Source organism: Paenibacillus sp. D9, assembly GCF_001188365.1.
Taxonomy (GTDB): domain Bacteria; phylum Bacillota; class Bacilli; order Paenibacillales; family Paenibacillaceae; genus Paenibacillus_O; species Paenibacillus_O humicus.
In genome coordinates, this window is the sequence record NZ_JZEJ01000001.1 from 510,015 (window position 1) to 527,717 (window position 17,703).

19 protein-coding genes and 1 riboswitch are annotated in these 17,703 nt (G+C 58.7%); all 19 genes read left to right on the top strand.

All coding sequences use genetic code 11. From position 1 onward, the window contains the following. The first annotated feature begins 40 nt into the window (after positions 1–40). The 19 genes from spoIIAA (at position 41) to VE23_RS02410 (ending at position 17,665) form a co-directional block, all read left to right on the top strand. Positions 41–394: an anti-sigma F factor antagonist gene (gene spoIIAA, locus VE23_RS02320; protein WP_048748177.1), complete on the top strand. Its 354-nt coding sequence runs from the start codon at positions 41–43 to the stop codon at positions 392–394. After that, entirely contained in the window at positions 391–843 is a 453-nt protein-coding gene (spoIIAB, locus tag VE23_RS02325; protein ID WP_021881421.1) for an anti-sigma F factor, read from the top strand. The genes spoIIAA and spoIIAB overlap by 4 nt, the downstream gene beginning before the upstream one ends. Before the next feature lie 19 nt (positions 844–862). Next, entirely contained in the window at positions 863–1,618 is a 756-nt protein-coding gene (sigF, locus tag VE23_RS02330) for an RNA polymerase sporulation sigma factor SigF (protein WP_049867204.1), read from the top strand. A gap of 132 nt (positions 1,619–1,750) precedes the next feature. Beyond that, the gene (locus VE23_RS02335; RefSeq protein ID WP_049867205.1) at positions 1,751–2,410 is read left to right on the top strand and encodes a stage V sporulation protein AA; all 660 of its coding nucleotides are present in this window, start codon (positions 1,751–1,753) and stop codon (positions 2,408–2,410) included. Continuing rightward, positions 2,403–2,831, top strand: a complete 429-nt coding sequence (locus VE23_RS02340; protein ID WP_049867206.1) for a stage V sporulation protein AB — start codon at positions 2,403–2,405, stop codon at positions 2,829–2,831. The genes VE23_RS02335 and VE23_RS02340 overlap by 8 nt, the downstream gene beginning before the upstream one ends. A 649-nt stretch (positions 2,832–3,480) precedes the next feature. After that, on the top strand, positions 3,481–5,181 hold the full coding sequence (locus VE23_RS27725; protein ID WP_084781679.1) for a spore germination protein: 1,701 nt from the start codon (positions 3,481–3,483) through the stop codon (positions 5,179–5,181). 153 nt (positions 5,182–5,334) lie between these two features. Further along, positions 5,335–6,666 (top strand): diaminopimelate decarboxylase, encoded by a 1,332-nt coding sequence (gene lysA / locus VE23_RS02350; protein ID WP_048750025.1) that lies wholly within the window; start codon positions 5,335–5,337, stop codon positions 6,664–6,666. 1,027 nt (positions 6,667–7,693) lie between these two features. Next, a complete protein-coding gene (locus VE23_RS02355; RefSeq protein WP_048745482.1) occupies positions 7,694–8,125 on the top strand; it encodes a peptidylprolyl isomerase in 432 nt (143 codons plus the stop codon). 216 nt (positions 8,126–8,341) lie between these two features. Then, a riboswitch (FMN riboswitch) is annotated at positions 8,342–8,546 on the top strand. A gap of 278 nt (positions 8,547–8,824) precedes the next feature. Then, positions 8,825–9,937: a bifunctional diaminohydroxyphosphoribosylaminopyrimidine deaminase/5-amino-6-(5-phosphoribosylamino)uracil reductase RibD gene (gene ribD, locus VE23_RS02360; RefSeq protein WP_049867207.1), complete on the top strand. Its 1,113-nt coding sequence runs from the start codon at positions 8,825–8,827 to the stop codon at positions 9,935–9,937. Positions 9,938–9,940: 3 nt separating this feature from the next. Beyond that, entirely contained in the window at positions 9,941–10,615 is a 675-nt protein-coding gene (gene ribE, locus VE23_RS02365) for a riboflavin synthase (protein WP_049867208.1), read from the top strand. Between the two features lie 24 nt (positions 10,616–10,639). Continuing rightward, positions 10,640–11,872 (top strand): bifunctional 3,4-dihydroxy-2-butanone-4-phosphate synthase/GTP cyclohydrolase II, encoded by a 1,233-nt coding sequence (locus tag VE23_RS02370; RefSeq protein WP_048745484.1) that lies wholly within the window; start codon positions 10,640–10,642, stop codon positions 11,870–11,872. A 37-nt stretch (positions 11,873–11,909) separates the two neighbouring features. Further along, positions 11,910–12,380, top strand: coding sequence for a 6,7-dimethyl-8-ribityllumazine synthase (gene ribH / locus VE23_RS02375; RefSeq protein ID WP_048745486.1), 471 nt, complete (start codon positions 11,910–11,912; stop codon positions 12,378–12,380). A gap of 86 nt (positions 12,381–12,466) precedes the next feature. Then, the gene (locus tag VE23_RS02380) at positions 12,467–13,249 is read left to right on the top strand and encodes a segregation and condensation protein A (protein ID WP_049867209.1); all 783 of its coding nucleotides are present in this window, start codon (positions 12,467–12,469) and stop codon (positions 13,247–13,249) included. Next, entirely contained in the window at positions 13,218–13,832 is a 615-nt protein-coding gene (scpB, locus tag VE23_RS02385; RefSeq protein ID WP_049867210.1) for an SMC-Scp complex subunit ScpB, read from the top strand. Before VE23_RS02380 ends, scpB begins: the two co-directional genes overlap by 32 nt. 115 nt (positions 13,833–13,947) lie before the next feature. Further along, positions 13,948–14,634, top strand: a complete 687-nt coding sequence (locus VE23_RS02390; protein WP_049867211.1) for a DUF2953 domain-containing protein — start codon at positions 13,948–13,950, stop codon at positions 14,632–14,634. Next, positions 14,607–15,071: a GerW family sporulation protein gene (ytfJ, locus tag VE23_RS02395; RefSeq protein WP_049867212.1), complete on the top strand. Its 465-nt coding sequence runs from the start codon at positions 14,607–14,609 to the stop codon at positions 15,069–15,071. Before VE23_RS02390 ends, ytfJ begins: the two co-directional genes overlap by 28 nt. Before the next feature lie 189 nt (positions 15,072–15,260). Beyond that, a complete protein-coding gene (locus VE23_RS02400; protein ID WP_084781680.1) occupies positions 15,261–16,400 on the top strand; it encodes a D-alanyl-D-alanine carboxypeptidase family protein in 1,140 nt (379 codons plus the stop codon). A 21-nt stretch (positions 16,401–16,421) separates the two neighbouring features. After that, the gene (locus tag VE23_RS02405; protein ID WP_049867214.1) at positions 16,422–17,108 is read left to right on the top strand and encodes a nucleoside recognition domain-containing protein; all 687 of its coding nucleotides are present in this window, start codon (positions 16,422–16,424) and stop codon (positions 17,106–17,108) included. A gap of 23 nt (positions 17,109–17,131) precedes the next feature. Continuing rightward, the gene (locus tag VE23_RS02410) at positions 17,132–17,665 is read left to right on the top strand and encodes a spore maturation protein (RefSeq protein ID WP_021878382.1); all 534 of its coding nucleotides are present in this window, start codon (positions 17,132–17,134) and stop codon (positions 17,663–17,665) included. The last annotated feature ends 38 nt before the right edge of the window (positions 17,666–17,703 follow it).

A 17,703-nucleotide genomic window follows, 5' to 3' on the forward strand; every position in this document is an offset into this window, starting at 1 on the left:
AGAATCCCTCTGTCATTCAACGGGAGGAGTGTGCAGAGCAATGAGTCTTCATGTCGATCTGGAACATCAGCGCCATATCCTGATCGTCCGCCTGCAGGGAGAGCTGGATCACCATACGGCGGATGAGGTCAGGGCGAGGATGGAGGATGCGATCCTTAGGGGAAACAGCACCCATGTCATCCTCAGCCTCAAGGAGCTGGCCTTCATGGACAGCTCCGGGCTCGGAGTCATCCTCGGACGTTACAAGCTGCTGAAGAGCCGGGGAGGCAAAATGGTCATCTGCGACGTCAGTCCTGGAGTGTACAGGCTGTTCGAGCTCTCAGGCCTGTTCAAGATCATGCCGATTCACGACAATGAGCGCGACGCGCTCTCAAGCCTGGAGGTTGCCCTATGAATGCGTCCCGGTCCAATGCCATGCAGCTCAGCTTCAGCGCCCGTTCCGAGAACGAAGCCTTCGCGCGGGTCAGCGTGGCGGCGTTCGTCTCCCAGCTCGATCCGACGATGGAGGAGCTCAACGACCTCAAGACGGTCATTTCCGAGGCGGTTACCAACTCCATCATCCATGCCTATGACTGCGACGAATCCAAGATGGTTCGAATCGAGGCCTCCATTGAAGGCGATTCCGTGACCATCATCATTTCCGATGAAGGAAGCGGGATCGAGGATCTGGAGCTGGCGCGGCAGCCGCTGTATACATCCAAGCCTGAATTGGAGCGTTCAGGCATGGGCTTCACGATCATGGAAAATTTCATGGACAGCTTTGAGGTTACCAGCGAGCCCGGTCGCGGTACCCAGATCGCCATGACCAAGCGAATCGAATCCAAAAAGGCGCTCTACAATTAGAGCGCATAGGGGCTGAATCATGGATGCCGAGTTGAAGAAAAACGCGGGTCCTTACCTGGACGATTCGGAAGTCAAGCGGCTCATCGCTCTGAGCCAATCCGGAGATTCCCTTGCCAGGGATACGCTGGCCCGCTGCAATATCCGTCTGGTCTGGTCGGTCGTCCAGCGCTTCATCAACCGCGGCTACGAGGCGGAGGACCTGTTCCAGATCGGCTGCATCGGATTGCTCAAATCCGTCGACAAGTTCGATCTCAGCTATGACGTCAAATTTTCCACTTATGCCGTTCCGATGATCATCGGCGAAATCCAGCGCTTCCTGCGGGATGACGGCACGCTCAAAGTAAGCCGCTCCCTCAAGGAAACGGCCAACAAAGTGCGCAAGGCGAAGGACGAGCTGTCCAAGACGCTCGGCAGGCTGCCGACCATCTCCGAGGTGGCCGAATTTCTCGGCATTACGCCGGAGGACGTCGTTTTCGCCCAGGAGGCCAACAAGCCTCCGACGTCGATCCACGAGACGGTATTCGAAAATGACGGGGATCCCATCACGCTCATGGATCAGATCGCCGACGAGTCCGGCGAGCGATGGTTCGACCGGCTGGCGCTCAACGAAGCGATCGGCGGGCTGACCGAGAGGGAGCGCCTGATCGTGTACCTGCGTTATTACCGGGATCAGACCCAGTCCGAGGTGGCCGGCAGGCTCGGCATTTCCCAGGTGCAGGTATCGAGGCTCGAGAAGAAAATATTGCAATCCATCAAGGACCAGATCGCCCAATAGGGCGGCCTGGCCTTTTTTTTGCCGGGCGGACCTGCCGGAGGAATGCGGAGTCGATTTGTCCCGGGACGAGTAACCTCAATCATCCTGTCCCATACTATCCATGCACAGGCAAAGGCGGAAGGAGGCGGGAGAATGAAGGGCAAGCCGGATGATCCGAAGGAGACGAAGGTCTACCTCCGGATGAAGAAAAGAATAACGGTTCCGCCCGGAAGCACGGTCCGCCTCGGAGCGGTCGCACGGCTGCTCGCCGAGCCGCCGCTGCTGGAGCGGCTGCAGCAGCTGCCGCTCTACACCCACCGCAAGGAAGACGGCAACCGGGTCGTCATCGACGTGCTGCAGATCATCAAGACGCTGCGGGAGAAAGCCCCGGCCACGATGGTGGAGACATACGGCGATCCCCAGGTGCTGATCATGGTCGAGGAGAACGGGGCATCGGCATCGCCGCGCGCCGCCGTTCTGGTCGCCGCCTGGCTGCTGCTTTTTTTCGGAGCGGGTCTGGCCATCATGAACTTCCATACGGATGTCAGCATGAAAGAAGTCCATCAGCGGCTAGCCTTCCTGCTTACCGGCAAGGAGACGATCCATCCGCTCTGGTTCCAGATTCCGTATTCGTTCGGCGTCGGACTGGGGATGATCATCTTCTTCAACCGTATTTTCCGCCGGCGGTTCAACGAGGAGCCCAATCCGCTGGAGCTTGAAATGTACACCTATCAGGAAAATATAAACGCCTACGTCATTGCCGATGAAATGCGGAAGAAAGCGGGGAGAGTGGAGGAGAAAAGCGATGGCTGACCTGTTCGCGGGAATATTCATGGGCGTGCTCGGCTTGGCCGGCGGCATCGCGGTCGGGAGCGGCATGGTGGCGCTGCTGATTGTCTTCGATCTGATTCCGAGGCTGGCTCAGCTTGCCCGCGCGTTCAGCAAAGCCGCCGTATTCGAATCGGCTGTCGTCGGCGGCTCGGTGTTCTGGACCTGGGCGGATTTCTTCGAGTGGCGGATGCGCCTGCCGGTTATTCTGGCCCTTCCATTGCCGGGACTGTTATGCGGCATCTTCATCGGGATGCTGGCCGCCGCCTTGACGGAAGTGATGAATGTGCTCCCGATTCTGGCCAAGCGGCTGCGGCTGACCGCATTCATGGGCGCGCTGGTCATGGCGATGGTGATCGGCAAGACGGCGGGTTCGTTGTTCGACTGGCTCGTTTATCAGTGGTAGCTTGCCCGTGCAAGGCGTGCATTTCCTTCATTGTGAACGATCAACATCATGACACGGCGGTGATTGCATTATGACGAAATGGCAGCGAGTGAAGCGGATCGGCGGAGAGAAGGAAAAGCCGGCGGAGAGCCGCGGGGAGAAAAGGGATTTTTCCATCGACGAGGACTGGATGGAAGCTTTCCTGCTGGAGGGCTCGGGAGATCTCGGAGAGCGGAACGGGGCTGGGGAGGAGGATCTGGCCGCAGCGCTCGTCACTGAAGCGCCGAATCGGGCCGAATCGTTCAGGACTTCGGCGGATCGTCCGGCAAGCAGGGGCGTTGCCGATTCCGCAGACGAGGATTGGGCCAGCCTGCTGGCCGAGGAGGATAAATCCGTGCCGGCGGACCCGTCCAATCCTTTTGAAGGAAACAGCGGCAAGCCGCTTCATCATGGAGAGTCGGCTGATTATTTCGGCGGCCATGAACGGAAAGAGCTGGCAGCATTAGAGAAGCATGAGGAAACGGAGGCTCCTTTTGCCGGCCCGGATGCCGGAATCGTGCCCGTTTCCAAGGGCAGGACGGATCGCGGCAGGCCGGATGCCGCCGATTCATCCGAGGACAGGTCCGGCGCAGGCAGATCCGAAGAAGATAGTTCCGGTGAAGACAGGTTCATTGAAGGCAGGACCGACGGAGACAGGTCGAGGGAAGACAAGTCCGACGGAGACAGGCCAAGCGAAGACAGGTCCTGGAAAAACAGGTCGGGCCAGGGCGGGCCCGGCAAAGGGGATTCTGAAGAAGCGGGTTCCGGCAAAGGGAATCCGGAGAAGGGCAAGTCCGGAAAGGGCAAATCCGGCAAGGGCAGGCAAGCCGGAAACAACTCCGCCCCCGGAACGAACGGAGATGCGCTGGAGCCGATTCCGGACGATATCGAGGAATTCGTCGAGCGCCTAAAGGAGGAGGCCGGCTACAAAACGAGCTTCGACGTCATTGTCCGGCAGATGACTTTAGGAGGCAAAAAAACGGCTTTTTTCATGCTCAACGGACTTTCAAGCGGCCAGCTCATGACCGAGATCCTCGAACGTCTCACCTTCCTGCAGGCGGACGCGGTGACGTCGCATGCGCTGGAATCGTTCATGAACCTCTTCGTTCCGGCTGTGCAGGTCGAGCAGGAGAAGGACTGGAACATGATGATGACGGGCGTGCTGAGCGGCTCGACAGGCATGTATATCGACGGGGAATCGACGATGCTCATCATCGACACGAAGATGTTCCCGATGCGCGGCCCGGAGGAGCCTTCGCTGGAGCGCGTCGTCCGCGGCTCTCGCGACGGATTCGTCGAGACGATGCTGATGAACGTGTCTCTAGTGCGCCGCAGGCTGCGGGACCCGATGCTCCGCCTGGAAAACATCCGGGTCGGAGAGCGGACGAGGAGCGACGTCTGCGTCGCTTATATTGAAGACATCGCGGACAAGGAGCTCGTTGAGTCGATCCGCGATAAAATCACGGCCGTCAAGCTCGACGGCATTCCGCTCGCGGACAAGCAGCTGGAAGAAGCGACGGTCAAGCGCGGATGGAACCCGTATCCGCTTGTCCGGTATTCGGAGCGCCCGGATGTGGTCGCCGCGCATCTGCTGGAAGGCAATGTGGCCGTATTCGTCGACACCTCTCCGAGCGTCATGATCCTGCCGACGACGTTTTTCGATCTGGTCCAGCATGCGGAAGAGAACAGGCAGACGCCGTTCATCGGAACGTATTTGAGATGGCTCCGGTTTTTCGGCATCATGGCTTCCCTGTTTCTCGTCCCGATCTGGCTGCTGTTCGCCATGAATCCGCATCTTCTCCCGCCGTCCCTTGCGTTCATCGGACCGGCCAAGCTCGGCAAGCTGCCGCTGTTCGTCCAGTTCCTGCTGGCGGAAGCGGGCATCGACCTCATGCGGATGGCCGCGATCCATACGCCTACGCCGCTGGCGATGGCGATCTCGCTCGTATCCGCGATACTGGTCGGGGATATCGCCGTCCAGACCGGCCTTTTCATCAACGAGGTCATTCTGTACATGGCCATCGCCGCCATCGGCATGTTCGCCACGCCGAGCTACGAGCTCAGCCTTGCCAACCGGATCGTGCGGCTGCTGCTGATCTGTCTGGTGGCGGCCTTCCATATTCCCGGGCTTGTGCTGGGATGGACGGCGGTGTTCGTTCTGCTCGTCATGCAGCGTTCGTTCAACCGGCCCTACATGTGGCCGTTCATCCCGTTCGATCCCAAAGGGATGGTCAATATTATGTTGAGGATGCCGGTCATGAAAAACAAAAAGCGTCCCAACCTGCTTCGTCCGCAGCAGCGGGACAAAATGCCCGATGCGGAGGGCGGCTGAAGAGCTGCCGCTTCACGGAGCCGGCCAGGAATGCAACAAATGCAAATGAAAGGACACAAAATCCATTTCTCCTCCAAACAGGGGTCGTTTATACTTGGATCACAATGAAAAACGATTCCCTCCGGCGGAGGGCGGAAAGAAGGTGCTCTTTTCATGTATTTGCACGGAACAGCCCAAGTAAATGAACAGGGCCGCCTGGAAATCGGCGGCTGCGATACGAAGGATCTGGCGGAACAGTACGGCACTCCGCTCTATATTGTGGATGAGGCTCTTGTGCGTCAGCGTGCAAGGGAATATGTCGACGCGTTCAAGGCTTCCGGATTCAAATTCCAGGTCGCCTACGCAAGCAAGGCGTTCAGCACCGTCGCGATGTGCGCGATTGCCGAGCAGGAAGGAATGTCGCTCGACGTCGTATCGGACGGCGAGCTGCACACGGCGCTGCAAGCCGGTTTCCCGGCTGAGCGCATCCACTTCCACGGCAACAACAAGACGCCTTTCGAGATCGAGATGGCCATCGACGCCGGCATCGGCTGCTTCGTTGTGGACAACTTCACCGAGCTTGAGCTGCTGAATGCGATCGCCGGCTCCAAAAACCGCAAAGTCAACATTCTGCTGCGGATCACCCCGGGTGTAGAAGCGCATACCCATGACTATATCTCCACGGGACAGCAGGATTCGAAGTTCGGCTTCGATCTTGCGGCCGGTGCCGCTTATCGTGCCGTAGAGGAAGCGTCCAAGCTCGAAAATCTCGTGCTCCTGGGCATTCACTCCCATATCGGCTCCCAAATCTTCGAAGTGGAAGGATTCCGCATGGCAGCTGCCAAAGCGGCTGAATTCTCTGTCGAAGTCCGAGACAAGCTGGGCCATATTTTCCGCGTCATAAACCTCGGCGGCGGCTTCGGCATCCGTTACACGGAAGGGGATGCCCCGCTTCCGGCCGGAACTTATATCGCCGCGATCACCGATGCGATCCGCTCCAACTTCTCCGCAGCCGACTATCCGCTGCCCGAGATCTGGATCGAGCCGGGCCGCAGCATCGTCGGCGATGCCGGCACGACGCTGTATACCGTCGGCACGTTCAAGGAAATTCCCGGCGTGCGCAAGTATGTTGCCGTCGATGGCGGCATGACCGACAATCCGCGCCCTGCGCTGTATGAATCCAAGTACGACGCCGTGCTTGCGAACCGCGCTTCCGAGCCTGCGAGCGAGACGGTTTCCGTAGCGGGCAAATGCTGCGAGAGCGGCGACATGCTCATCTGGGACCTCGAGCTGCCGAAGGCGGAAAGCGGCGATCTGCTGGCTGTATTCTGCACAGGCGCCTACAACTACGCGATGGCGAGCAACTACAACCGCATCCGCCGTCCGGCCGTCGTCCTTGTCAAGGACGGCCAGTCCGACCTCGCCGTTCAGCGCGAATCGCTGGAAGACATCTCCAGAAACGACCTTCTGCCGGAGCGTCTGCGCAAGGCTGGCGTCCAATCCTAGTTCGTAAAAGAAAGCAAAGCCCTTCGGAGAAACCCGCGTTTAACGTCGGGCTTCTCTTTTTTTGTTTCCGTTCGCCTCTAGTTCTCCGAGGCTCTTCGGCAGTGAGCGAAGTAGACGATTTTTTCGTCTACTGCTATGGATTTAGGGTGAAGAGGAAGGAGTAAGACGAATTTTTCGTCTTATTCAATGGAATTAGGGTGAACAGGAGCGAATAAGACGAATTTTTCGTCTTATTCAATGGATTTAGGGTGAACAGGAGTGAATAAGACGAATTTTTCGTCTTATTCAATGGATTTAGGGAGAACAGGAGCGAATAAGACGAATTTTTCGTCTTATTCAATGGAATTAGGGTGAACAGGAGCGAATAAGACGAATTTTTCGTCTTATTCAATGGATTTAGGGTGAACAGGAGTGAATAAGACGAATTTTTCGTCTAACTCAAATGAACAGGATTGAGATGGGCGTCTAATTTTAAACAGTTGGATGAACACAGTGATTGACGAACTTATCCAACGAATTGAAGGACGGATACAAAGGGTTTCTCTCTACTCCTGCGCAAACGGAGCTGTCCACAGTAAGGGCCAGCGGCCGTTTTGCTTTTCGAGAATAAAATCCGCGCCAAACGCGCGGTTTCTCTCTTTTCCTGCGCAAACGGAGCTGTCCACAGTAAGGGCCAGCGGCCGTTTTGCTTTCGAGAATAGAATCCGCGCCAAACGCGCGGTTTCTCTCTACTCGTGTGCAAACGGAGATGTCCGAAGTAAGGGGTAGCGGCGTTTTGCTTTTCGAGAACAGAACCGCAAGAAGCGTACGGTTTCTCTCTTCTCCTGAGCAAACGGAGCTGTCCACAGTAAGGAAAAGCGGCCGTTTTGCTTTTCGAGAATAAAATCCGTGCCAAACCCGCGGCTTCTCTCTTCTCCTGCGCAAACGGAGCTGTCCATAATACGGGCCAGCGGCCGTTTTGCTTGGAATGCTGCCGTAGTGTATGATAGAATCCGTACATACCGTTAGAGGACAAGGAGTGACTATCATGGCAAAACAAGCAAAAATTACGCTGGAAAACGGCGGAGAAGTGGTTCTGGACCTGTTCGAAAAGGACGCTCCGAACACGGTTGCCAACTTTGAAAAGCTCGCGAACGAGGGCTTTTACAACGGCCTGAGCTTCCACCGCGTCATTCCGGGATTCGTCGCTCAAGGCGGCTGCCCGAACGGCACCGGCACCGGCGGCCCTGGCTATACGATCAACTGCGAAATCAACCCGAACAAGCATGAGCGCGGTTCCCTCGCGATGGCGCATGCGGGACGCAATACGGGCGGCAGCCAGTTCTACATCTGCTACCAGCCGCAGCCGCATCTGGACGGACAGCATACGGTCTTCGGCAAAGTTGCCAAAGGCATGGAGTATGTCGATGCGTTCAACAACGGCACGAAAATGGCCAAAGTCGAAGTTTCCGAGGCTTAAGGAAGGCTTTGCCCGAATAGACCGGCGGAGGGAGAACCCTCTGCCGGCTTTTTTCTTTTCCTCTTGTCCGATGCCGCGAGGGCGGTACGGCTTCAATTCCAAGCCGCCGACTTGCAATTTGGATGGAGGCAAGGTAAGATGCAGAAAGAACAGTTATCATTCCGGATACAGTTTACTGCCGGCATGACCGTTCGACAGGTTTGAACCAAATACAGCGGTTTCCTTCGGGGTCGGGTGAAAGTCCCAACCGGCGGTGATCCGCCTGCGAGCGCCAGAGCACATGCTCCGCCTCCGCAGCGCGGCAAGTCCGTGACCCGATTGCCATTTCCCCCAAGCTCTCGAGAGCCTGCGGCGCAAGGCAAGCGGTGGACCTGGTGAGATTCCAGGACCGACAGTACAGTCTGGATGGGAGAAGGAGCCGCTTTTGATGCTCGCCATGCCTTGTTCAAAGGCGTCTATTTGGCATCCGTCTGCGAAGGCCATCCCCCGTTATGGAGGATGACCGGCTTATTCGCGAACGGTTGGCCAAAGATTCCCGCTTGTACGAAGGCTTGCATGTAGGAACAGCGACGGGTGCCCGTCTGCTTTCCCCTACTCCGGCAAGAAACCTCATCGTTTCTTGCCGGCGTGATCATCCTAAGCGGACTCGGTTTGCCATCCTCACCCCCGAAGGTTTAGCGTCGGGGGTGTTTTTGCGTTATGGAAGTGATGGACGACGGATTTTATATGGATCTGGCCTTGGAGATGGCCGCAAGGACGACGGGACAGACCTCGGTCAATCCGGTCGTCGGCTGCGTCGTCGTCAACAACGGCCGCATCGTCGGCATCGGAGCGCACTTGAAACGGGGAGAAGGCCATGCCGAGGTTCATGCGCTGAATATGGCCGGCGAAGAAGCGGAAGGCTCGACCGTCTATGTGACGCTTGAGCCATGCAGCCACTTCGGCCGGACGCCGCCGTGCTGCGACCGGATCATTGCCGCCCGCGCGGCCAAGGTCGTAATTGCGGCGATCGACCCGAATCCCGCCGTCGCGGGAAGCGGAGCCCGCAAGCTTCGCGAGGCCGGCATCGAGGTCGTCGCCGGAGTCCGCGAAGCGGAATCCAGACGTCTGAATGAAGCGTTCAACAAGTTCATTACGACCGGGCTTCCGTTCGTCACGCTCAAGACGGCCTCGACGCTGGACGGCAAAATCGCAGCGAAAAGCGGAGACAGCCGGTGGATTACCGGACCGGAATCACGCGAGGCGGTCCATGCGCTTAGGCATCGCCATCAAGGCATCATGGTCGGGATCGGTACCGTGCTGGCCGACGACCCGTCGCTCAGCGCAAGACTGCCCGTGCCGGCGATCCAGCCGGTCCGAATCGTCGTCGATTCGACGCTGAGACTTCCGCCGAATGCGAAGCTGATGGATGGATCCGCCCCGGTCATCGTGCTGGCGTCCGGCGCTGCCGACCCGGCAAAGCGGGCGGCTCTGGAAGCTGCCGGCGCCGAGGTGATCCTTTGCGGCAATGGCCGTACGGTCGACTTGAAGCAGGGGATGAAGCTGCTCGGCAAAAGAGAGATTGGCTCCATCCTTCTCGAAGGCGGGGGCAGGCTGAACGGCGCCATGCTGGAGAGGCGGCTCGTCGACCGGATCCGGCTGTTTTTCGCTCCGAAAATCATCGGCGGGGGAGCCGCTTCGCCGGGAAGCTTTGATTTCGGCGGGTTCCTGCGGATGGAAGAGGCGATAACTCTCGCGGATACGGAGCTGGAGCGGTTCGGAGACGACTGGTGCTTGTCCGGAGTGCCGCTGTACGAAAGAGGAGGAGGCTGAGCCATGTTCACCGGCTTGATCGAAGAAATAGGCACTCTGCATCGGGTGTCCCAGAGAGGCGAGGCGCTCTTGCTCACTATTGGAGCCTCCAAAGTTCTGGAAGGCGTCGGCCTCGGGGACAGCATTTCCGTCAATGGAGTGTGCCTGACGGTTACTTCCTGGGACAGTCGAAGCTTCAGCGTCGACGTCATGCCGGAAACGTACCGCCATACGAATCTGAAGGACCTACCGGCCGGCAGCCTCGTCAATCTGGAGCGGGCGATGGCGGCAGGAGGGAGGTTCGGAGGACATATCGTTCAAGGGCATGTGGACGGCACCGGCTTGATCACGCAGCGCAGGGTCGACGCCAACGCGGTCGTGTTCCGGATCAAGCCTCATGACGACGCGCTTATGCGGTATGTCATTCCCCAGGGATCCATTACGGTCGACGGGATCAGCCTCACGGTAACCGGTACGGACGGCGGCGGGCTCGACGTATCGATCATCCCCCACACATTGGGCCAGACGGTTCTTCAGCATAAGAAAGCCGGAGACACCGTCAATCTGGAAGGGGACATTCTCGGAAAATACGTGGACCACCTGCTTCATTACGGCAGCCGTTCCGTTTCAGGACCTTCCGCGCCGCGACCAGCTGGCGGTCTAAGCGCCGCCTTCCTTGCCGATAATGGATTTATTTGAGACGCCTGAAGGGAGAGGACAGAAGTGGAACACTTTGACCATCAAGAAGGACCGACACCGTTCGATACCGTCGAGGAAGCGATCCAGGAGCTGCTTGCAGGCAAGCCGATCATCGTCGTCGACGACGAGGACCGCGAAAACGAAGGGGATCTGATCGCGCTTGCCGACAAGCTGTCTCCGGCCGTCGTCAATTTCATGATTACGGAGGCCCGCGGACTCGTCTGCGTGCCGATTACGGCGGAGAGAGCCGAGGAGCTGGAGCTGCCTCCGATGGTGTCGCAAAATACGGACTATCACGGAACGGCGTTCACGGTATCCGTCGACCATATCTCCACGACGACCGGCATCTCCGCCCATGAACGCGCGGAGACGATCAAGGCGCTCGTCGACGGCAAGGCCAAGGCGGGCGACTTCCGCCGTCCGGGCCATATCTTCCCGCTGATCGCCAAGAACGGCGGAGTGCTGCGCCGGGCTGGACATACGGAGGCTGCGATCGATCTGGCCCGTCTTTGCGGCTCCAAGCCCGGAGCGGCGATCTGCGAAATCATCAAGGAAGACGGAACGATGGCCCGGCTGTCCGATCTGACCGCATTCAAGGAAAAGCACGGCTTGAAGCTCATTACGATTCAAGCCCTGATCCAGTACCGCCATCGCCGCGACAAGCTCGTCGAACGGGTAGTGGAGGTGAACATGCCGACCGACTTCGGCGTTTTCCGGGCCGTCGCCTATACCAATGAGACCGACGGGAAGGAGCATGTAGCCTTCGTGAAGGGAGAAATCGATCCGTCCAAGCCGACGCTTGTCCGCGTCCACTCCGAATGCTTGACGGGCGACGTCTTTCATTCGCGCCGCTGCGATTGCGGTCCGCAGCTGGCGGCGGCTCTCCGTCAGATCGAGGAAGCCGGCAGCGGCGTCCTTCTCTACATGAGGCAGGAAGGCAGAGGGATCGGGCTCATCAACAAGCTCAAAGCCTACAAGCTGCAAGAGCAAGGATTGGATACGGTAGAGGCGAACCTGAAGCTCGGCTTCGGGGCGGATCTGCGGGACTACGGCATCGGGGCCCAGATCCTGCGCGATCTCGGCATCGCCGAGATGCGCCTGATGACGAACAATCCCCGCAAAATCCGCGGCCTGGAAGGGTACGGACTGAGCGTTGTGGAGCGGGTGCCGATCCAGATGGAGCGCAACGAAAGCAATACGAACTATCTGAATACAAAAAAATCGAAGCTCGGCCATCTGTTGGAGTTTGAAATTTAAGCCGATTATCATAGAATAGAAAGGTGTGTTCGGTTCCATGACGAAATATTATGAAGGACATCTGGTCTCGCAAGGTCTTAAATACGGGGTTGTCGTCGGCAGGTTCAATGAATTCATCACAGGCAAGCTCCTGAGCGGGGCGCTGGATGCGTTCAAGCGCCATGGCGCCGGAGAAGACGAAGTGGAAGTGGCCTGGGTTCCGGGGGCGTTCGAGATTCCCTTGATCGCGCAGAAAATGGCGGAAAGCGGCAAGTACGATGCGGTCATTACGCTAGGGGCTGTCATTCGGGGTTCAACGCCCCACTTCGACTACGTCTGCAGCGAGGTAGCCAAAGGGGTGGCGGCCATCAATCTCAAGACCGGGATTCCGACCATATTCGGCGTCCTGACGACGGATTCCATCGAACAGGCCGTGGAACGGGCCGGAACAAAGGCGGGCAATAAAGGATGGGAAGCGGCGACAGCAGCCATCGAGATGGCGAATCTGACCCGATCCATCCAGGGCTGAGCAAGGAACCGACCTTGCCGGCGCAACGTTCCGCCTTCCGGTACACATGCTGACGAGCGGGACGACTAGACGGAGGGTGAAGCGGCATGTCCGTGCACTACAAACTGGAGTCATTTGAAGGGCCGCTGGATCTGCTGCTTCACTTGCTCGACAAGGAAGAAATCGAAATCTACGACATACCGGTAAGCCGAATTACGGACCAGTATATGGACTATCTTCATGCGATGCAGGAGATGGAGCTGGATGTGACGAGCGAGTTTCTCGTCATGGCCGCCACCCTGCTCGCGATGAAGAGCGGCCAGCTGCTGCCGAGGCCGCCGGTCATGGAGGAATACGAAGAGCACTGGGATGAGGACGAAGGCCTTGACCCGCGGGATGAGCTCGTGCTCAAGCTGGTGGAATACCGCAGGTTCAAGCAGCTTGCCGAGCAGCTTCGCGACCGCGAGATGGCCAGAAGCCTCGTGTACAGCAAGGAGCCGGAGGACCTGACTCCTTATTTGAAGGAAGACGACACCCATCCTCTGGAAGGGCTTGACCTAACCGACCTCATGGCCGCCTTCCGCAAAGCTCTGCGCAAGGCCGTACGCCGCAGCGCCGTCGCTACGGTGCACAGGGACGAGATCAGCGTGAAGGACCGCATCCGGGACATCTCGGAGCTGCTGCGCGAGCATGAGACCGTCCGCTTCTCCCGGCTGATCGGCGGCGGTCTGGAGCGCCATGAGATCGTCGTGACGTTTCTGGCCATTCTGGAGCTGATGAAGATGAAGCAGGTCCGCGTGTTCCAGAACAGCCTGTTCGACGATATTGTCATCCATTGGAGAGGGGAAACGTCTGAAAGTGATGTATCAGCAACTGAAATCGATTATTGAGGGACTCCTGTTCATGGCAGGAGACGAGGGACTTAACGCCCGGCAGCTGGCGGATATCATGGAGATCGACGCCAAGGCCGCGGGGGACATCGCCCGCTCTCTCCAGGCGGATATGGAGAAGGAGGGGAGGGGAATCCGCATCGCCGAAGTGGCCGGGGCATTCCGGTTTACGACCCACCCCGGCCATGCGGCCTACTTCGAGCGGATGGCTTACAGTCCGACGCGGTCGAGCTTGTCCCAGGCGGCGCTTGAAACGCTGGCAATCGTAGCCTACCGCCAGCCGATTACGAGGGTGGAGATCGAGGAGATCAGAGGGGTCAAGAGCGAGAAGGCGATTCAGACTCTGGCCGCCAAGGACCTGATCGAAGAGAAGGGCAGAGCCGAGCAGATGGGCAGGCCGATCCTGTACGGGACGACCCGTTCCTTCCTCGACCACTTCGAGCTGTCTTCCCTGGAGTCTCTGCCCGAGCCTTCCTCCGTCAGCCCCGATACGGATCTGGACGAGCAGACCCAGCTTCTGTTCGATCGGCTTGAGCAGCGCCAGATGACGATCGACGATACGGAGTCCGAAGGCACTGCATGACGGAAATGACAAAAAAGATCGGCTTCCGCCGGTCTTTTTTGTCATTTTTGGGCATGCTAGCCATAGGCGCGGCCGCTGAAGAACAGCCAAGGCTGCCCTCAAAGGTGGTGCGAACATGCTTGGCTACCCCTATGGCTGGCTTGCGGCGCTCGTTCTGCTTGCAATCGCCGTCACCTCTGTTTGGCTGGCTCCGCTGCGGATCCGGGCGGAGTTCGAACGAACAGGCAAGGATGACAATATCGCCGTTGAATTCCGGACCTTGTTCGGGCTTCTCCATTACAAGTGGTCCGTTCCGTTCATCCGCCTGACCGGCGGCGGTGTGGATGTCCGCAACCAAACCAACCTGGACGAGGGCGTCCTGGACACGGAGACACGCAGAGACGGCAAGGTTACGATGGAGAGCGTGAACAAGTGGATTGAGCGGGCCAAACGGATCCTGAGGCAGACAGACGATCTGACCGGACTTGCCCGCCATACGCTTTCGAGGGTGGAAGTGCGGAAATGGGAATGGAATTCCGCCATCGGAACCGGCGATGCGGTATGGACCGCAATGGCTACGGGGATGATATGGTCCATCAAGTCGACCCTTCTCGGCGCGCTCTCGCAGCTGACCCGGCTCAAAACCAAGCCCTCCGTCACGGTCCAGCCCGAATACCGCGGCGCAGGGTTCACAACGAGTTTCTTGTGCATAGCCCAAATCCGCTTTGGTTATGCTATCCTTGCCGGACTGCAGCTGCTTGTCCGGATGAAGAAAACGGGAGGAGGCGTCAGACTATGGCAGAACATCCTATTCAAGGCTTAATGCAAACCGCCATGGAGAACATCAAGGAAATGGTGGACGTCAACACGATCGTCGGCGATCCCGTGCAGACGCCGGACGGCAGCGTCATCATGCCGATCAGCAAGGTCGGCTTCGGTTTTGTCGCGGGAGGAAGCGATATCCGTTATGACGGAGCAGACAACAGCGCCCATTCCCACACGGAGGGAAGCTCGGCGAACATATCGCTGCCATTCGGCGGCGGCAGCGGCGGCGGGGTATCCATCACGCCGATTGCGTTTCTGGTCGTAGGCAGCCATGGCGTCCGCGTCGTGCCGCTAGACAACCAGACGCATCTGGTCGAAAGAGTCATCGATTCGGTGCCGCAGGCATTCGAGAAGATTACCGGCATGTTCCGCAGCAACAACAACGGGACAGAGCGTGTGGAAAGCACTCTTATCGACACCGATCATCTCATTTGATTTCCGGGCCAATAGGCCTTACCGCTGCCCGCGAGACGGGCAGTTTTTTTTCTTGGAAGAGAGCTTGTTCATAATTGAGGGACAAGACACATAATCTATCAACAGGGAGTCGGCCCTTGGCTGATCCTTTCAAGGAGGATGTACGAATTGAAGGAAATATCGGCATTCAAAACGTGGGCCGCGGTGCTGATGTCCTGCGCTCTTGTCCTTGCAGTCCAGACGGGAGCGGCAGCGGCCGAGCCCGCTCCATTGTCCACCAGCGCCAAGGCCAGCGCGCTGATCGACGTGCAGTCCGGCAGAATTCTGTACAGCGAGTCGGGCGACGACCCGATGCTTATCGCCAGCCTGACCAAGATCATGACCGCGATCACCGCCATTGAAGAAGGCAATATCAAGGATACGGTTACGGTAGGTCCGCGTGCCGTCGGCAAGGAAGGATCTTCGATCTATTTGCGCCTGGGCGAGAAAATGAGCCTGCACAATATGCTGTACGGCCTGATGCTCCGCTCCGGCAACGATGCCGCCACAGCGATTGCGGAGCATGTCGGAGGTTCGGAGGAAGGCTTCGTCCGCATGATGAACGAGAAGGCGGAGTGGATCGGGCTGGAGCATTCGAATTTCGAAAACCCGCATGGACTGGACCAGAAGGGCCATCTCTCCACGGCGAACGATCTTGCCAAGCTTTCCGCCTATGCCCTGCACAATCCGGTGTTCGCGGACATCGTCAAGACCAGAATCCGCAAAGCTCCGAACCCCAACGATCCGTGGGACTACAGCTGGGCGAACAAAAACAAGATGCTGGCCTTCTATGAAGGCGCGGACGGAGTCAAAACCGGCTATACGAAAGCAGCTCTGCGCTGCCTGGTCAGCTCGGCGACCCGGGGCGGCCAGCAGCTTGCGGCTGTCACTCTCAACGACCGGGACGATTGGAAGGATCATCAGAACATGCTCGATTGGGGATTCCAGCATTACCCTTTGCGCCAGATCGCCAAGAAAGGCGAGGCTGTCCAGGGCTATCCCCTGGCTTCCGGGAGAAGCTTCAGCTACCCGCTTGCCGAGGGCGAGGAAGCCGGACTGAGCGCGAAGCTTGTTCTGCTGGACTCCGCGAAGCAGCCGACGCGTTATGCTCTCGGAGAACGAGGCAGGCTGGAATGGTCGCTGGAAGGCAAGCCGATCGGCGGGTCTCCCGTCTATGATGCGGGCAGCCCGAGGCTCGGAATGCCAGACAGGCCTGCCGGTTCGTTCCGGCCGGGCGGCATGTTCCCGACCCGCTCCGAGAGATTCGCGGCAGCGCTCAAGAAGACGGAAGAGGTATTGTTCGGCAAGTAGAGCGGAAGGAGCTGATGCCGGTTGGTCAACTGGATCTGGCTGTTTTTCATCGTGGTCAGCATCGCGGCGGCGGCATTCACAGGCAGGATGGACCAAGTCACGCAGGCGGCATTCGACGGAGCCAAAAACGGAGTGACGATCTGTTTCGGGCTGATCAGCATTCTCGTCTTCTGGATGGGGCTCATGAGAATTGCCGAGGACGCTGGGCTGCTGAAACGGCTGGCCAAGCTGCTCAGCCCTCTCGTCCGCCTGCTGTTCCCGGATGTGCCGAGCGGGCATCCGGCCCTCGGCTATATCATGAGCAACATGAGCGCCAACATCCTCGGACTCGGCAATGCCGCCACGCCGATGGGAATCAAGGCGATGCAGGAGCTGCAGAAGCTCAATCCGAGGCCGGACACGGCCAGCCCGGCGATGTGCACCTTGCTTGCGCTCAATACATCCAGCATCACGCTCGTGCCTACGACTCTGATCGCAATCCGGATGAACTACGGCTCGGCGAATCCGGCGGAGATCGTCGGGACGACGCTGGCCGCTACCGCTGTCGCGACTGCGGCCGCCATCGCCCTGGACCGCTGGTATAGGCGCAAGCAGCCGCCGGCGGAGCTCATGCCCCCTGCCTATCCGCATGACAACGGGCTTCGTTCCAGCGGCAGGAGCCGCTCCTCCGGCACGGCGCCGCCCGGCGCTGCCCGGCCTCCGGCGTAAACAACGGGAAGGGGAGACATGCCATGCTGCAGATGATCAATATTCTATCCGCCTGGATGATCCCCGCGATCATCGCCTTCATCCCGCTCTACGGCGCCTACCGCAAAGTTCCCGTCTACGAGACGTTCACGGAGGGGGCCAAGGAGGGCTTCGGCACGGCGATCGGCATCATCCCCCATCTTGTCGGCATGCTGGTCGCGATCAGCATGTTCCGTGCTTCGGGAGCGATGGATGTCATCGTAGGCTTCATCCAGCCTCTGCTCGGAAAGGCCGGCATCCCGGGAGAGGTTCTTCCGCTGGCCTTCCTGCGTCCGCTTACCGGCGCCGGCTCGCTCGCCTTCACGGCCGACCTGATCCAGACCTATGGACCGGACAGCATGATCGGAAGAATCGCCTCCACGATTCAAGGAAGCACGGATACGACGCTGTACGTCTTGACGGTTTATTTCGGAGCGGTCGGAATCCGCAAAACCCGTTATGCCCTGAAAGTCGGCTTGGTTTCCGATCTGGTCGGTTTTCTCGCGGCGGTGTTCATCTGCCTGTACATATTCAACTGAGCCGCGACGTTCGCCCAGCGTACCCTAGATCAAGCCTG